The following is a 17,453-nucleotide window of genomic DNA, read 5'->3' as shown; positions in this document are numbered from 1 at the left end:
ATTTCGATGCGTGGGGCTAATGAGATGGTCACCCCCACCCTACACGCGGGTAACGCGGTAGGGTGTTTTCATTTTGGAGGGCCATCATGCAAACCGTGACGCTGGTAGGAATCGATCTAGGCAAGCATACGTTTCACCTTCATGGGCAGGATCGGCAAGGCAAAGCCGTGTTTCGCAAGAGGGTGAGTCGCAAGCAACTGGTCGAGTTTTTCGCGACATTTCATGCTTGCACGGTGGTCATGGAGGCGTGCGCCGGAGCCCATCATATGGCCCGGCAACTTGCGGGCTTTGGGCATCAAGTCAGGCTCATCTCGCCGCAATTCGTGCGGCCTTTCGTCAAAAGCAACAAAAACGACTTCGTGGATGCCGAGGCGATTTGCGAGGCGGCATCTCGTCCGGCCATGCGGTTTGTGACACCAAAGACCGAATCGCAGCAGACGCTCGGGGCATTGCATCGGGTGCGCGAATCGCTGATTCGGGATCGGACCAAGACGATTAACCAACTCCATGGGTTTTTGCTCGAATTCGGCATCAGCCTGCCGATCGGTCAGGCAGTCATCAGGCGTTTGCCTGCGGTGTTGGCCGAGTATTCGCTGCCGCCACGGCTTATCGCTGTGCTCGAGCGATTACACGCTCACCACAAGTACCTTTGTGAGCAAATCTGTGAAATCGAAAAGGAGCTGACGCGCCAACTTGCCGAGGACGATCTGGGGCAACGTCTGCTGAGCATCCCCGGTGTTGGACCGATCACCGCCAGCGTGTTGGCCGCTGAGATGGGCGATGGCAAGCAATACGCATGCAGCCGCGATTTTGCCGCAGCCACAGGGCTTGTGCCACGCCAGTACAGCACGGGCGGCCGTGCGACTTTGCTGGGTATAAGCAAGCGTGGAGATAAGAACTTGCGGCGTTTGTTAGTGCAGTGCGCCCGAGCATATATGCAGCGGCTGGAACGTCAGACAGGCCGCCTCGCCGACTGGGTGCGCGCGATGCTCACACGTAGGCATTCGAACGTAGTGGCCTGTGCGCTAGCGAACAAGCTGGCACGAACCGCATGGGCGCTGGCCACACACAACACGATATTCGATGCGAGGCCGAGCGCCATGCCAACTTGAGCGCCTACTCCCTAACTATTTTCCGAGAAACACCCACCTGGTTTTGCGACGACTGAAATTGGATGACGTGAACGGCACACCGGCCTGACGAACAACCTGATAAAACAATTGGCTCTTGAAGCCGAGGGGCTTTTTAGGAGTGTCAGGCGCGACTCTCATCGTGGCGCGGGGAGAAACTCCCCACATCGACGCCGGATAGATTTAGGCAAGCCAAACACTGCATCAAATCAGTCTTGCAAAAATGGGGGTGACCATAGATTTGTTTTTCAACCCGCGGAACGCGACTCAGGGCCATCCCCACTCGTGAGGTCACGCAATTTACGTTAACGTAAACGTCAACTCAGTTCGACGCGCTATTGTTATGGAGTCGAGTCCGTCATCGTTCGAGACAACGACGGACGGGCTGACCACTGGCATGGGCGTCGCGCGACAGCATTTCGCCACTTCAGCATTGCTTCAGGAGACACAAGCATGGAAAGCCGGGAAGGTGCGGGCGTTGTACCTCGTAATGGATTGTCTTATGTGAAGGGCGACACCGATGTGCCGCTCTCGACGTTGACGGTATTCGGATTGCTCGCCGAGACGGCGGCCAGGTTTCCCGAGCGGCAGGCGGTGGTGTTCCGCGAGCAGGGTGTGGACTGGACCTGGCGCGAGTTTATTGCGCATGTGGATACGTTCGCGGCCGGGCTGATCTCGCTCGGACTGAAGAAGGGCGATCGCGTGGGCATCTGGTCGCCCAACCGCGTGGAATGGCTGGTGACGCAATTCGCCACCGCACGCGTGGGCCTGATTCTCGTGAACATCAACCCGGCGTATCGCCTCGCCGAGCTCGAGTACGCGATCAACAAGGTGGGCTGCAAGGCGCTGGTGGCGGCGGAGTCGTTCAAGACGTCGCGCTATCTCGACATGCTCGGCACGCTCGCGCCCGAACTCGCGCGGTGCGCGCCCGGGCAGCTTCAATCCGAAAAACTGCCGACGTTGCGCACCATCATCCGCATGGGTGCCGACATCACCCCCGGCATGATGAATTTCAGCGACGTGGTCATGCTCGGCGCCGACGCCGATCTCGCTGCGCTGCACGCCCTCTCCGAGGGCCTCGACTGCTTCGACCCGATCAACATCCAGTTCACGAGCGGCACGACGGGCAGTCCGAAGGGCGCCACGCTCACGCACCACAACATCGTCAACAACGGGCGCTTCATCGCCATGGCGATGCGCTTCTCCGAACACGACAGCCTGTGCATTCCGGTGCCGTTCTACCACTGCTTCGGCATGGTGCTGGCGGTGCTGGCCTGCGTCTCCACGGGGGCGACGATGGTGTTCCCGGGCGAAGCCTTCGATCCGAAGGCAACCATGGCGGCGGTCTCGGAGGAGGGCTGCACCGCGCTGCATGGCGTGCCGACCATGTTCATCGCCCAGCTCGATCACCCGGACTTCGCCAACTACCATTTCGACACGCTTCGCACGGGCATCATGGCCGGTTCGCCGTGCCCGATCGAGACGATGAAGCGCGTGATCAACGAAATGCACATGAGCGAGGTGACGATCGCGTACGGCATGACGGAGACGAGCCCCGTATCGTTCCAGACCACGACGACCGACCCGCTCGAAAAGCGCGTGACCACCGTCGGGCGCGTGCAGCCGCACCTCGAGGTCAAGCTCGTCGACGCCGCGGGCGAAATCGTACCGGTCGGCGAGAAGGGCGAGTTGTGCACCAAGGGATACTCGGTGATGCAGGGCTATTGGGACGACGAGCCGCGCACGCGCGACGCCATTCGCGACGGCTGGATGCATACGGGCGACCTCGCCACGCTGGACGAGGAGGGTTATTGCAACATCGTCGGCCGTGTGAAGGACATGCTCATCCGCGGCGGCGAGAACATCTACCCGCGCGAGATCGAGGAATTCCTGTTCCGCCATCCAAAGGTGCAGGCCGTGCAGGTATTCGGGGTGCCCGACGCGAAGTATGGCGAGGAAGTGTGCGCGTGGATCGTCCTCAAGCCAGGGCAGACGGCCACGGAAGACGACATCCGCGCGTTCTGCAAGGATCAGATCGCACACTACAAGATTCCGCGCTACATCCGCTTCGTCGACGACATGCCGATGACGGTCACGGGCAAGGTGCAGAAGTTCATCATGCGCGAGCAGATGGTCGAGTCGCTGGGACTGTCGGAAGCGAAGACGGCCTGACGCCGACGGCGGCAGGAGATCGGCGCGACCGGTCTCCCGTTGCTCAAGTTTTGGGCGAAACCGGGGACAATACCGTATCATTCGCGATTACCCTGGGTTTCGCGCCATGTCCGCCCGCTATTTCCGCACCGTCTTCGTACTCGGCATTCTGTCGGCCATCGGCTCGCTGTCGATCGACATGTATCTGCCCGCATTGCCGGCGATTGCGCGCGAACTGAATACGACGGACGCCGCGGCGCAGTTCACACTCGCGTCGTTCTTCATTGGGCTGGGTCTGGGGCAACTGTTGCATGGGCCGCTCGCCGACCGGTTCGGCCGCAAGCGCCCGCTCTACGCCGGCCTCGCGCTCTACACGCTCGCCTCGGCCGGTTGCGCGCTGGCGCTCAACATCGAAACGCTGATCGTCTGCCGCTTCGTCCAGGCGCTCGGCGGCTGTGCGTGCTTCGTGATCGCCCGTGCCATGGCGCGCGATCTGTTCGACACGAGCACCGTGGCGCGCGTGCTCTCGCGCATGACGCTGATCATGGGGGCGGCGCCCATCCTCGCGCCGCTCGCCGGCGGACAACTGCTGCTCGTCGTCAGCTGGCGCTGGATCTTCTGGGGACTGACGGCGTTCGGCGCGGTCTGCTTCGCCATGTCGGTCTACTGGCTGCCGGAGACACGCGCGGCGGCCCGACAGGCCCGCAACTGGCTCGCGACGGCATGGCACAACTATGGCGTCCTGCTGTGCGACCGCGAATTCATGGGCAACGCGCTGGCGGGTGGCGTCGCGCAGGCCGGCATGTTTGCCTACATCACTGGATCGCCGTTCGTCTTCATCAATCTCTATGGCGTCGATCCGGCGAACTATGGCTGGCTCTTCGGGATCAATGCGTGCGGCATCATCGGGGGTTCGCAGATCAACGCGCATCTGCTGCGCACCCGCCGGCCGGCCGACGTATTGCGGCGGACCAACAATCTGGTGGCCATCCTGGGCTTGTTGATGTTGTGTGTGGCGGCGCTGCGCATAGGCGGGCTGCCCGGTCTGATGGTGCCGCTCTTCGCCTTCGTGACGAGTCTCGGTTTCTCGCAGCCGAACGCCATCGCGGAAGCGCTCAACCGCCAGCACCAACGCGCTGGCGCGGCTGCGGCACTGCTCGGTGCGCTGCAGTTTGTTGCGGCGTCCGGCGCCGGTGCGGCGGTCGGCCTGTTGCACGCCCGCTCGGCCGTGCCGATGGCTGCCGTCATCGCCGTGTGCGGTGTCCTGTCGTGGTGCCTGCACACCGTGCTCATTCGCCGCGCGGGCTCGGCCTTGCCGCCGGCCGCCGGCGCAGCCTGACGACGATTTCCCGAAAACCCGGGAACCGAAGCCGGAACTTTCCTTCCAAATCAGGAATTTGGCGTATGACATCCGACTGTAACAGTTTGTAATTGCGCTGTTACGGTGTCCGCTCGATTGGCAAAGTACGCTTCAGATGTCCCGGCGAAAAGCCCCCCAAGTATTTTCGCCAGGACGACTAAAGTTCGACGGTAGCCCGCCGAAATACAGTCAGGTAGTAAAGCGCAGCTTCGTGACGCTTTCGTGAAGTTGTCATCCTCCCGCCATCGATCGTCTCCTCCAGACGCATCGCAGGGGACGCACGTCCCCATCGTGTAGGAAAAACTCCTACAAAAAACTTCCGCTTTTCTCATCATTTCCCGTAGTTTTTCTCCGATTTCTTTATCTTTCGCCTTTATCCACAATGCGGAGGGTAAAACCAGTAGTACCGCCAGATCATCCATTGCGCCGGGGGGCCGCATGCGAAACAGCGAAACACTGAATGAGATTCGCGAGTTGAATCTCTCCTACCTTGTACTGGCTCAGCGCCTGATCCGCGAGGATCGCGCCGCGGCAATGTTCCGCCTGGGCATCAGCGATCAGCTTGCCGACGTGCTCGGCAGTCTCACTCTGGCTCAACTCGTCAAATTCGCGGGGTCGAACCAGCTCCTGTGCCGATTTCGATTCGACGACCACGTGATTCTCTCGAGCCTCACGCATGGCGCAAAAGACGTGGGTATGCAGCAGTCGCACGCCTCGATCCTGCTGGCGGGCCAACCCGTCGAACAGATCGGCTAAAGCACGCGACACACATTGCGCCGCCCGAAGGCGGCGCTTCGCGTGACGAGCCAGGAAGCCTGTATATGCGTACCAAAAGCGTCGTTCTCGAGGCCCGCGAGATTCAACTGGCCATCGAACTGATCGAACTCGGCGCCCGCCTCCAGTTGCTGGAAGCGGAAACGAGCCTGAGCCGCGACCGGCTCATCAAACTCTACAAAGAACTCAAGGGCGCTTCGCCGCCCAAGGGCATGCTGCCGTTCTCGACCGACTGGTTCGTGACGTGGCTGCCGAACATCCACTCGTCGCTTTTCCACAACATTCACCGCCATCTCGTGCAGTACGGCGGTTGCCAGGGCATCGAAGCCATCGTCAAGGCGTATCGCCTGTACCTGGAACACGTGGAATTGCATGGCTGGGAAGCGGTGCTCGGGTTTACACGGGCGTGGACGCTCGTGCGCTTCTTCGACAGCAAGATGCTGCAGATGACGCCGTGCACGCGTTGCGGCGGCCATTTCGTCACGCACGCGCACGAACCGCATGGCCAGTACGTTTGCGGCCTGTGCGCACCGCCCTCGCGCGCCGGGAAGACGCGCAAGGCGAAACACGCGCATGCCGCCGATCTCGCGCCCGCCGCCGCTTCGCCCGCGACGGACGGCGATATTTCCCCGCTCGCCGCCTGACGGCGGCCACATCACGAGGTCGCGTCCCCCTACAGTTTCCCTGCGTGTCTGCCGTTAAGCCCTCTGAACAGGAAGGACAATTTTCCGTAGACGTATTTTTGCGAGAGGTATCCGGCAGTGCTTGTCGTCATTGGTTACATCATCGTTCTGGCATCGGTCTTTGGCGGCTTCGTCATTGGCGGGGGCCACTTGGGCGCGCTGTTTCAGCCGACCGAGCTGCTGATCATCGGTGGCGCGGGCGTCGGCTCGTTTGTCGTGGGCAACAACAGCAAGGCGATCAAGGCGACGATGAAAGCCTTGCCGATGCTGTTCAAGGGCTCGAAATACACCAAAGAGCTGTACATGGAGCTCATGGCGCTCCTGTACGTGCTGCTCGCCAAGGCGCGCAAGGACGGCATGCTCGCCATCGAAGGGGACGTGGAAGACCCGGCGTCGAGCCCGGTGTTCTCGCAATACCCGCGCATTCTCGGCGAGCCGCGCATCATGGAATTCCTCACCGACTATCTGCGCCTGATGGTCAGCGGCAACATGAACGCGTTCGAGATCGAGAACCTGATGGATCACGAGATCGAGACGTACCGCCACGAGGGTGAAGTGCCCGCGCACTGCCTGCAGAAGACCGGCGACGCCATGCCGGCCTTCGGTATCGTGGCCGCCGTGATGGGCGTGGTGCACACCATGGCGTCGGCCGACCAGCCGCCGGCCGTGCTGGGGGCGCTGATCGCCCAGGCGCTGGTGGGCACGTTCCTCGGCATTCTGCTCGCCTATGGCTTCATTTCGCCACTGGCGCAGCTCATCGAACACCGCATCAACGAGTCGGTGAAGCTTTACGAGTGCATCAAGGTCACGCTGCTCGCCAGCCTGAACGGCTATGCGCCGGCGCTGTCGGTCGAATTCGGCCGCAAGGTGCTGTACTCCACGGTACGTCCGTCGTTCGCCGAGCTCGAAGAGCACGTGCGACAGGTCAAGGCACGTTGACGGGCGGCAGCAATGAGCGAGAAAGAAGAGCGGCCCATCATCGTCAAGCGCCGCAAAGCCGGCGGGCACGGCCACCACGGCGGGGCGTGGAAGATTGCCTACGCCGACTTCATGACGGCCATGATGGCGTTCTTCCTGCTGATGTGGCTGCTCAGCTCCGTGAGCAGCAAGGAACTGGCGGGCATTGCCGAATACTTCCGCACGCCGCTGAAGGTTGCGCTCACGGGCGGACGCAATGCGGCGGACAACGCCGGCGTGATCCCGGGCGGCGGCGCCGACACCACGCGCACCGACGGGCAGAAGTCGCGCGGCGATCAGGTCCGCTCGCGTCAGGCCACGACGACCGAGCTGGCCGAGCGCGCCGATGCGGCACGTTTGCGCGAACTCAAGGCGCGCATCGAAAAAGCCATCGAGAATAATCCGACGCTGCGGCAATTCCGCAAGCAGTTGCTCATCGACGTGACGACCGAAGGTCTGCGCATCCAGATCGTGGACGATCAGAACCGGCCGATGTTCGCCAACGCGAGCGCACAGGTGCAGCCGTACATGCGCGACATCCTGCGCGAGATCGGCAAGTCGCTCAACGATGTGCCCAACCGCATCAGCCTATCCGGTCACACCGACGCCACGGCCTACGCGCAGGGCGACAAGAGCTACAGCAACTGGGAACTGTCCGCCGACCGCGCGAACGCCTCGCGCCGCGAGTTGATCGCGGGCGGACTGGACGGCGAGAAGGTGCTGCGCGTCGTGGGACTCGCTTCGACCGTGCCGCTCGATCGCGACGACGCCTACAACCCGATCAACCGCCGCATCAGCATCATCGTGCTCAACCGCCGCGCCGAGCAGTCGGTCAAGCACGAAGGCGATCAACCGACGATCGACGCCGCGAACGCACGCGGTGCGGGCGCGAACGCCGTCAACGCGGCGCTGGGCGGCGAGCCGCTCACGTTGCCCACGGCGCCGGCCGTGCCCGCGCCGCCCACGCCTCCGGCCGGGCCGGCGGGTTCGGCTGGAACGGGTGCACGATAACCGACAAGAGGAGACGCATGCAGGCACTGCGCAACACGATTCTCGCCGTCGACGATTCCGCGTCGATGCGTCAGATCCTGGCGGCCACGCTCGATGAAGCCGGCTACGCCGTGACGACCGCGCGCGACGGTCAGGAAGCGCTGGCGCTGGCGTCCAATGCCACGTTCGATCTGGTGCTCACCGATCAACACATGCCCGGCATGGACGGCCTGTCGCTCATTCGCGCGCTGCGCGAGCTCGACGCGTTTGCCCAGACCCCCATTCTGGTGCTCACGACCGAAGTCGACGGCGCCTACAAGACGGCCGCCCGCGAAGCGGGCGCCAGCGGCTGGCTGATCAAGCCGGTCGATCCCGAGGCATTGGTCGACGTGGTGGGCTCGCTCGTCGGCGACGGCGCTTGACGAGAGCGTCGATGGCACAACCAAGTTAGGACGAGGAAACCGGTGGATATCACCCAGTTCTACCAGACCTTTTTCGATGAAGCCGAAGAGTTGCTCGCCGAAATGGAGCACCTCCTGTTGGCGCTCGACGTCAACGCGCCCGACAACGAGCAGCTCAACGCGATCTTCCGCGCGGCGCACTCGATCAAGGGCGGCGCCGCCACGTTCGGCTTCACCGCGCTCACCGAGACCACTCACCTGCTGGAAAACCTGCTCGATCGCGCGCGTCGCGGCGAGTTGAAGTTGCGCACCGAGATGGTCGACACCTTCCTGGAAACCAAAGACGTGTTGCATCAACAGTTGAATGCCTACCGCGCCTCCAGTGAACCCGACGTCGAGGCGATGACGCGCATCTGCGCGGTGCTCCAGCAACTCGCGGCCGAAGACAGCAGCGCGCCGGCAGCCGCCGCGACGCCCGCGGCCGCACCGGCAGCGCCTGCTGCATCCACTGCATCCGCGGCACCGGCCGCCGAGCCGGCCGTGGACGCGAGCGGCGCGCCGACGAGCGCCGTGCCCGCCGGCCAGACCCGCCTGAAAGTCACGCTCACCGGTGTGGCCGAGAAGGACCAGACGCTGCTCGCGGAGGAACTGGGCAACCTCGGACAGGTTGCGGGCCGTCATTCCAGCGGCGACGTGCTGCATCTGTGGCTCGACACGACGTGCGGCGCCGACGACATCCTCGCCGTGTGCTGTTTCGTGATCGAGCCGTCGCAGATCGACGTGCAGGACGCCGCCGCCGCGGCGGCGGCCACACCGGTCGAAGCACCGGTTGCACCGGCCGCATCGGCCGCACCGGCATCGACGGCCGAAATTTCCGAGCAGGTCCCGGCCGCTGCCGCGCCGATCGAAGTGCCCGCCGCCGAACCGGTCGCCACCGCGCCGGTGCCGCCGCCGGCCGCCGAGCCGATCGTCGTGCCGCCTGCCGCACCGGCGCCGCAAGCCGGTGCTTCCGCCGGCAATGGCGGCGGTGCCCAGCATCCGCCCGAGAAGCGCGCCGCCGCCCCCGCCGCGGGCGGCAACGCGGGTCACGAAAACAGCTCGATTCGCGTGGGCGTGGAGAAGGTCGACCAGCTCATCAACCTCGTGGGCGAACTGGTGATCACGCAGGCCATGCTCGCGCAGACGGCCAGCAGCCTCGACCCGATGCTCCACGACCGCCTGTTCAACGGCATGGGCCAGCTCGAGCGCAACGCGCGCGATCTGCAGGAGGCCGTGATGTCCATCCGCATGATGCCGATGGACTACGTGTTCTCGCGTTTCCCGCGTCTCGTGCGCGATCTCGCGGGCAAGCTCGGCAAGCAGATCGAACTCGTCACGTTCGGTCAGGCGACCGAACTCGACAAGAGCCTGATCGAGCGCATCATCGATCCGCTCACGCACCTCGTGCGCAACAGTCTCGACCACGGCATCGAAACGTCCGAGGCGCGTCTGGCGTCGGGCAAGGACCCGGTCGGCCAGCTCGTGCTCTCCGCCGCGCATCAGGGCGGCAACATCGTCATCGAAGTGAGCGACGACGGCGCCGGTCTGCGTCGCGAGAAGATTCTTGCCAAGGCGCAGCAGCAGGGCATGAACGTGTCCGACTCGATGACGGACGAGGAAGTCTGGCAGTTGATCTTCGCGCCGGGTTTTTCGACCGCCGAAGCGGTGACCGACGTGTCGGGCCGCGGTGTGGGCATGGACGTCGTCAAGCGGAACATCCAGCAGATGGGCGGGCACGTGGAGATTCTGTCCTCGCGCGGCAAGGGCACGACGATCCGCATCGTCCTGCCGCTCACGCTGGCGATTCTCGACGGCATGTCCGTCAAGGTCGGTCCGGAGATCTTCATCCTGCCGCTGAACTTCGTGATGGAGTCGCTGCAACCGCGCCGCGACGACATTCGCGCCGTGACCGGCGAGGGCCAGGTCGTGCTGGTGCGCGGCGAGTACCTGCCGCTCGTGGAGCTGTACCGCGCGTTCGACGTGCCTGATGCTCGTCTCGATCCGACGCAGGGCATCATCGTGATCCTTCAGGCCGAAGGCCGGCGCTTCGCGCTGCTCGTCGACGAGCTGGTGGGGCAGCAGCAGGTCGTGGTGAAGAACCTCGAAACCAATTACCGCCGTATTCACGGTATTTCCGCCGCCACCATCATGGGCGACGGCAGTGTGGCATTGATCGTCGACGTGGCGGCGCTCCAGCGCGGCCAGCGCTCGGCCGCTGCCACCATCTTCAACTGAAGTCGGAGACGCGTTAGATGGACAACCTTTCGCAAGAGCAGGCCGTGTCGCGCCAGGGCGGCGCCATGCAGACCGATGGCGACGGTCACGAATTTCTGGTCTTCACGCTCGGTGAAGAGGAATACGGCATCGACATCCTGAAGGTGCAGGAAATTCGCGGCTACGACGCGGTCACGCGCATCGCGAACGCGCCGGACTTCATCAAGGGCGTGATCAACCTGCGCGGCATCATCGTGCCGATCGTGGACATGCGCATCAAGTTCCGCCTGGGTCGCGTCGAGTACGACACGCAGACCGTGGTGATCATCCTGAACGTGGCGGGTCGCGTGGTCGGCATGGTCGTCGACGGCGTGTCCGACGTGCTCACGCTCGCACGCGGCGAGATCAAGCCGGCGCCCGAGTTCGGCGCGCAACTGGCCACCGAGTACATCACGGGCCTGGGCACGGTCGAAGGCCGCATGCTGATCCTGATGGACATCGAGAAGCTGATGACCAGTGCCGACATGGCGCTCATCGAGCGTCTGACGAGCTGAACCCGAGCGAGATCCGACAGACGGGCCGAGACACCCGCGACCGATCCTACAGACATAACCCATCCACCCCACGACCCCGGAGACCGAGCACGTGCGCGACAACCAGCCCGTCACCCAGAACGAATTCGTCATCGACGAGCATCAGTACCTGATCTCGCGAACGGATCTGAAGGGACGGATCACGTACGCCAACCCCGCATTCGTGGAGGTGAGCGGCTATACGCGTGATGAATTGCTGGGCGCGCCGCACAATATCGTGCGCCATCCGGACATGCCGCCCGAGGCGTTCGGTGATTTGTGGGAGACGATCAAGCGCGGCGATACGTGGACGGGGCTGGTCAAGAACCGCCGCAAGAACGGCGACTACTACTGGGTACTCGCCACCGTCACGCCGACGCTGGAAAACGACGCGGTCGTGGGCTATACGTCGGTGCGCGTACGTCCGGCCGCGGGCGCGACCGCCGAGGCCGAGGCGATCTACGCGCGTTTCCGTAACGGACAGGCCGGCAATCTGCGCATTCGCGGCGGCCGCGTCGAGCGCGGCGGCATTGCGGCGTTGTTGCGCCGGATCCGTCTGGATACGCTGCGCGCGCGGCTCACGGGCATCATCGTGCTCGGCACGATCCTGCTCGCCGCGGTGGGCGGTCTGGGCATGTGGGGCATGTCGAGCAGCAACGAGAAGCTGCTGCACGTCTACCAGAACGGCATGGTGCCGGTGAGCACGCTCGGCGTCATCGGCCAGAAGCTCGATCGCGACGTGCTGCTCGTGGCCGAAGCCGTGGGCAACCCCAACCTGGACGCCATGAAGCGCGCGGGCGACGAGATCGCGGGGAGCTTCGACGACATCAATCGTCAGTGGGCCGAGTATATGAAGTCGGTCGACCCGGCCACGCAGGCGCAGGCCGAGCGCTTCAACGTCATTCGTCAGCGCTTTACCACCGACGGCCTTCAGCAGACCGTCGAGATGCTCAAGGCCGGCTCGGCCGAAGGCGCGCAGCAGACGTATCTCGAGAAGGTGAAGCCGGCCTATGGCCCGATGCGCGACGAGCTCAACGTGCTCACGCGCCTGGAGCTCACGCAGGCCACCGAACTGTATCAGCAGTCGCAGAAGGAACACACGCTGGTGCGCGCGCTCACGGCCGTGGCGGTGGTGGGCGGCATCGTCGTGCTGTTCGTGCTCGGCGGCATTCTGCGCCGCGCGATCAACCATCCGCTGCGCGTGGCGCTGTCGATGTCCAAGCAGATCGCCGCGGGCGACCTGACGGGCAGGACGGAGAGCACCGGCAACGACGAAATCGGACAACTGCTCTTTGGCCTGACGGTCATGAAGAACAGCCTGCTGTCCATCGTCTCCGATGTGCGCGAGGGCATCGAATCGATCAACGTGGCGTCGCGCGAGATCGCGGCGGGCAACACGGATCTGTCAGCGCGCACCGAACAGCAGGCCGCGTCGCTGGAGCAGACCGCTTCATCGATGGAACAGCTCACCGCGACCGTCAAGCAGAACGCGGACAACGCCAAGCAGGCGAGCACGCTCGCGGTCAACGCCTCGGAGATCGCCGCGCGCGGCGGTCAGGTGGTGGGCAACGTCGTCGACACGATGCAGGGCATCTCGACGAGCTCGCACAAGATCGTCGACATCATCAGCGTGATCGAAGGCATCGCGTTCCAGACCAACATCCTGGCGCTGAACGCCGCGGTCGAAGCGGCGCGCGCGGGCGAACAGGGTCGCGGTTTCGCGGTGGTGGCCGGCGAAGTGCGCACGCTCGCACAACGCAGCGCGGCGGCGGCCAAGGAAATCAAGGTGCTCATCGAAGACTCGGTCGGGCGCGTGGAGAACGGCTCGGCGCTGGTGGCGCAAGCCGGTCGGACGATGGACGAGATCGTGCAGGCCGTGCAGCGCGTCACCGACATCATGGGCGAGATCTCGGCGGCCTCGGCAGAGCAGTCGAGCGGCATCGAGCAGGTCAACCGCGCCGTGACGCAGATGGACGAAGTCACGCAGCAGAACGCGGCGCTGGTGGAAGAAGCGGCTGCGGCCGCCGGCTCGCTCGAAGAGCAGGCCCATCGTCTGCGCGATGCTGTCTCGGTATTCCGCGTGGGCGACGCGCGGCAGGCCGCCAATGCGCGCAGCACGGCGGTGCTGCACAAGTCCGCGGCGACGTCTACTGCATCGGCGAGCTCTGTCGCATCGGCGCGCGCGGGTGCGGCGTCTGCAGTGAGCGCGGCGCCGGCTCGCGCGAGCGCCGGCGGTGGTGCGGCACGCACGGCGACGCGTCGCCCGCAAGCCGCCGTTGCGCAGGCCCCGGCCAACGCCGCGGCACAGGAAGATGCGCAGGTCCTGCAATTGGCGGCACGCCGCGGCAAGGCGCCGGCGGGCGGCACGACGGGCGGCACGACGGGCGGCACGACGGGCGGCACGACGGGCACGTCGTCAAGCGACCCGGGCGACTGGGAAGAGTTTTGACGTTTCGATGATTGGGATGGGTACGCCGGCGGCATGCCGGCCTTCACGGGGTAGAGGTCGTTATGTTTAAGAATGTCACCATCCGGGCGCGGCTGACGCTGGCGCTCGGGCTCTTCATGGTGCTGCTGGTCGTGGGCGCCGCAGTCGGTCTCCTGTCGTTGCGACAGAGCAATGCATCGTTGCAGGATATCTATTCGAACGACATGGCGTCGTCGCGCTCGCTCGCCCAGACGACGATGTCCACGCTGTCGGCGCGGGTAACGCTCTCGCGCATCGAATTCATCGCCGATCCGACCGAAATCAAGACAGCGATCGAAAACGTACGCAACAATCTCAAGAAGGCCGACGACGCCTGGGCGAAATACGCCGCGCTGCCCATGAGCGACGGCGAGAAGCCGCTCGCCGACAGCGTTATCGCCGCGCGCGCCAAGGTCGTGAACGACGGCATCCTGCCTGCGCTGAAGGCGATCGAATCGGGCGACATCCCCGACTTCCACGCCAAGACGGTGATGGACGTGCCGCGTCTGTTCGGCGACTACAACAAGGCGATGACCGCGCTGGCCGATCTGCAGGTGAAGAACGCCGAAGAACGCTACCTCGCAGCGCAGGAACGCTACACCTTGGTGATGTGGTTGGTCGGCATCGGCCTGGTCGTCGGTCTGATCGTCGGCATCATCACGCAGATCACGCTCACGCGCGCCATCGTCGGCCCGATCGACGACGCCATCCGCCACTTCGAGAAGATCGCCGCCGGCGACCTCACGCAACGCATCGACGTGTGGAACGAGACCGAGACGGGACGTCTCTTCAAGGGCGTGAGGCACATGCAGGACAGCCTCGTGCGCACCGTGGCGGAAGTCCGCTCGGGCACCGAGTCCATCACGACGGCCGCGCAGCAGATCGCCGCGGGCAACACCGACCTGTCGGCTCGCACCGAACAGCAGGCCGCATCGCTCGAAGAGACGGCGTCGTCGATGGAGCAGCTCACAGCGACCGTCAAGCAGAACGCGGACAACGCACGTCAGGCCAGCCAACTGGCGGTCAACGCGTCGGAGATCGCCGCACGCGGCGGCGATGTCGTCGGCCGCGTGGTCGGCACGATGAACGGCATCTCCACGAGCTCCAACAAGATCGTCGACATCATCAGCGTGATCGACGGCATCGCCTTCCAGACCAACATCCTCGCGCTGAACGCGGCGGTGGAAGCGGCGCGCGCCGGCGAACAGGGTCGCGGCTTCGCGGTGGTGGCCGGCGAAGTGCGCACGCTCGCGCAGCGCAGCGCGGCGGCGGCCAAGGAAATCAAGGAGTTGATCGAGGACTCCGCCCACAAGGTGCAGGATGGCTCGGCACTGGTGGAGCAAGCCGGTCAGACGATGGAAGAGATCGTGCAGGCGGTCAAGCGCGTGACCGACATCATGGGCGAGATCTCGGCGGCCTCGGCAGAGCAGTCGGGCGGCATCGAACAGGTCAACCGCGCCGTGACGCAGATGGACGAAGTCACGCAGCAGAACGCGGCGCTGGTGGAAGAAGCGGCCGCGGCGGCCGGTTCGCTCGAAGAGCAGGCCAATCGCCTGAAGTCGGTGGTCAGCGTATTCCGGCTCGACGGCAGTCAGGCGGCGATAAGCCATGCGGCGGCCCCGACCCTGCCGGCGGCCAAGCCGGTGGCACGCTCGGCAGCAAAGAAGGTCGCGGCGCCTGCCGCATCGTCAGCCCCGGCAGCCGCGCCGACCCCCAAGGCGGCGCCGGCACCGGCACCGCTGCGCAGGCCCGCGCCGACGGCCGTGGCAGCCGCCCCGGCGGCGAGCGGCCGTACGGGCACGGACGACGCGAACGGCGACTGGGAAACCTTCTGATCGGGCAATACGTTGCATCCGCCGTCGAGAGAACGTCGGCAACAACCTACAGGAACGGTGCACGCGCCTTGCCCACCCGGGTGAGGCGCGTGTCGGCAAGTGGCAACACTGGGTAAGACAAAGCCGTCGCGCGCACTGCACAGAAGTGCCGCGATGGGCTGGTAGTGGAGGCGTCGCATCATGATGCAGTTGAGTCTCAAGGCAAAACTCTGGTCCGCGCTCGCGCTGATGTGGCTGGGTCTGTTGTTCCTCGGCGGCTGGGCCGCCTGGCACGAGCGCGGCACGGTGCTCTCCGAGCGCCGCACGGCCGTGCAGGACATCGTCACCACCGCCGACGGCATCGTGCAGGACTACGCGGCGCAGGCCGCCGCGGGCAAGATGAGCGTCGAAGAGGCGAAGCAGCGGGCCATGGCGAGTCTGAAGGCGATGCGCTACGGCGACAGCGGCTATCTCGTCATCTTCGATTCGAAGCCGGTCGTGCTCATGCATCCGACGCTCGCGGATCTGGTCAACAAGGACGTCTCCAACTACAAGGACTCGAAAGGCAAACTGATTTTCGTCGAGATGTCGCGCCTGGCCAAGGAGAAGGGCACGGGGTTCGTCGAGTACTACGGACGCAAGGCCGGCAGCGAGGAGCAGCTCGCGAAAATCTCGTTCGTGAAGTACTTCGCGCCGTGGGACTGGGGGCTGATGAGCGGCGTCTATGTGCAGGACATCAACGAATCGTTCTACAGCACGCTGCTCCGCCTCGGCATCGCGCTGTTGATCATCGGTGCCATCGTCACGGCGGCCATGATGACGATCATTCGCAACGTGCAGCGCAGCCTCGGCGGCGAGCCCGAATACGCGGCGGACATCGCACGACGCATCGCTTCGGGCGATCTGCAAAGCCACGTGAACGTGACGCCGGGCGACACCACCAGCTTGCTCTTCGCGATGCAGCGCATGCAGAGCACGCTGGCCGGGACCATCGGGCAAATCCGTCAGGGCACCGAGTCCATCACGACCGCCGCGCAGCAGATCGCGGCGGGCAACACGGATCTGTCAGCGCGCACCGAACAGCAGGCGGCGTCGCTGGAGCAGACCGCCTCGTCGATGGAACAGCTCACCGCGACCGTCAAGCAGAACGCGGACAACGCGCGTCAGGCCAGCCAGTTGGCGGTCAACGCGTCGGATATCGCCACGCGCGGCGGCGAAGTGTCCAGCCAGGTCGGCGAGACCATGGACGGCATTTCCGCCAGCTCGAACAAGATCGTCGACATCATCGGCGTGATCGACGGCATCGCCTTCCAGACCAACATCCTCGCGCTGAATGCCGCGGTGGAAGCCGCGCGCGCCGGCGAGCAGGGCCGTGGTTTCGCCGTGGTGGCGGGCGAAGTGCGCACGTTGGCGCAGCGCAGCGCGTCGGCCGCCAAGGAAATCAAGGCGCTGATCGAGGATTCGGCGCGCCGCGTGCAGGACGGCACCGCCCTCGTGGCGCAACAGCGTCAGACGATGGGCGAGATCGTGCAGGCGGTCAAACGCGTCACCGACATCATGGGCGAGATATCGGCCGCCTCGGCGGAACAGTCGGGCGGCATCGAGCAGGTCAATCGTGCAGTCGCGCAAATGGATGAGGTGACGCAGCAGAACGCGGCGCTGGTGGAAGAGGCCGCGGCGGCGGCCGGCTCGCTCGAATCGCAGGCGCATGAGCTGCGTGCGGCGGTATCGGTGTTCCAGACGAGCGGTGGAAACGGTGCAAGCGCGGCGGCGCTCCATTCGGTCGGGGCAGGGCATCGCGAATCGTCGCCACGGCCGCTGGCTCGGGCGGCGTGAAACCGGCAATGAAGCTGGAAACGAAGCCAAGATCGAAGTGAATGACCCAAGCTGTACCAAAGTGA

At 64.7% G+C, this 17,453-nt stretch carries 13 protein-coding genes; all 13 read left to right on the top strand.

Going from position 1 to position 17,453, the window contains the following annotated elements:
* Positions 1 to 86: 86 nt before the first annotated feature.
* The 13 genes from RO07_RS25040 to RO07_RS24980 all read left to right on the top strand — a co-directional run bounded on the left by RO07_RS25040 (position 87) and on the right by RO07_RS24980 (position 17,388).
* Complete coding sequence (locus RO07_RS25040; RefSeq protein WP_039405255.1) at positions 87 to 1,112, top strand: IS110 family RNA-guided transposase; 1,026 nt, start codon at positions 87 to 89, stop codon at positions 1,110 to 1,112.
* A gap of 471 nt (positions 1,113 to 1,583) precedes the next feature.
* A complete protein-coding gene (locus RO07_RS25035; protein WP_039406791.1) occupies positions 1,584 to 3,302 on the top strand; it encodes an AMP-binding protein in 1,719 nt (572 codons plus the stop codon).
* Between the two features lie 106 nt (positions 3,303 to 3,408).
* Positions 3,409 to 4,620, top strand: a complete 1,212-nt coding sequence (locus RO07_RS25030; RefSeq protein ID WP_039406789.1) for a Bcr/CflA family multidrug efflux MFS transporter — start codon at positions 3,409 to 3,411, stop codon at positions 4,618 to 4,620.
* A 459-nt stretch (positions 4,621 to 5,079) separates the two neighbouring features.
* The gene (gene flhD, locus RO07_RS25025) at positions 5,080 to 5,397 is read left to right on the top strand and encodes a flagellar transcriptional regulator FlhD (RefSeq protein ID WP_023598340.1); all 318 of its coding nucleotides are present in this window, start codon (positions 5,080 to 5,082) and stop codon (positions 5,395 to 5,397) included.
* Between the two features lie 65 nt (positions 5,398 to 5,462).
* Positions 5,463 to 6,059, top strand: a complete 597-nt coding sequence (flhC, locus tag RO07_RS25020) for a flagellar transcriptional regulator FlhC (RefSeq protein WP_052266881.1) — start codon at positions 5,463 to 5,465, stop codon at positions 6,057 to 6,059.
* Positions 6,060 to 6,176: 117 nt separating this feature from the next.
* Positions 6,177 to 7,037: a flagellar motor stator protein MotA gene (gene motA / locus RO07_RS25015; RefSeq protein WP_023598342.1), complete on the top strand. Its 861-nt coding sequence runs from the start codon at positions 6,177 to 6,179 to the stop codon at positions 7,035 to 7,037.
* Positions 7,038 to 7,049: 12 nt separating this feature from the next.
* Positions 7,050 to 8,066, top strand: coding sequence for a flagellar motor protein MotB (gene motB, locus RO07_RS25010; RefSeq protein WP_039406786.1), 1,017 nt, complete (start codon positions 7,050 to 7,052; stop codon positions 8,064 to 8,066).
* Between the two features lie 17 nt (positions 8,067 to 8,083).
* Positions 8,084 to 8,467: a response regulator gene (locus tag RO07_RS25005; RefSeq protein ID WP_039406783.1), complete on the top strand. Its 384-nt coding sequence runs from the start codon at positions 8,084 to 8,086 to the stop codon at positions 8,465 to 8,467.
* A gap of 102 nt (positions 8,468 to 8,569) precedes the next feature.
* Complete coding sequence (gene cheA / locus RO07_RS25000) at positions 8,570 to 10,720, top strand: chemotaxis protein CheA (RefSeq protein WP_237171488.1); 2,151 nt, start codon at positions 8,570 to 8,572, stop codon at positions 10,718 to 10,720.
* 17 nt (positions 10,721 to 10,737) lie between these two features.
* Positions 10,738 to 11,253 carry a chemotaxis protein CheW gene (locus RO07_RS24995; RefSeq protein ID WP_039406777.1) on the top strand — a complete coding sequence of 172 codons (516 nt, stop codon included), beginning with the start codon at positions 10,738 to 10,740 and terminating at the stop codon, positions 11,251 to 11,253.
* A 91-nt stretch (positions 11,254 to 11,344) separates the two neighbouring features.
* Positions 11,345 to 13,720, top strand: coding sequence for a methyl-accepting chemotaxis protein (locus RO07_RS26790; RefSeq protein ID WP_052266880.1), 2,376 nt, complete (start codon positions 11,345 to 11,347; stop codon positions 13,718 to 13,720).
* Between the two features lie 62 nt (positions 13,721 to 13,782).
* Entirely contained in the window at positions 13,783 to 15,573 is a 1,791-nt protein-coding gene (locus RO07_RS24985) for a methyl-accepting chemotaxis protein (protein WP_039406774.1), read from the top strand.
* A gap of 180 nt (positions 15,574 to 15,753) precedes the next feature.
* Positions 15,754 to 17,388: a methyl-accepting chemotaxis protein gene (locus RO07_RS24980; RefSeq protein ID WP_039406771.1), complete on the top strand. Its 1,635-nt coding sequence runs from the start codon at positions 15,754 to 15,756 to the stop codon at positions 17,386 to 17,388.
* Positions 17,389 to 17,453: the final 65 nt, after the last annotated feature.

The organism is Pandoraea pulmonicola (genome assembly GCF_000815105.2).
GTDB lineage: Bacteria > Pseudomonadota > Gammaproteobacteria > Burkholderiales > Burkholderiaceae > Pandoraea > Pandoraea pulmonicola.
The sequence above is the reverse complement of the archived record's forward strand: the minus strand, read 5'-3'. Positions and strand labels throughout refer to the sequence as shown.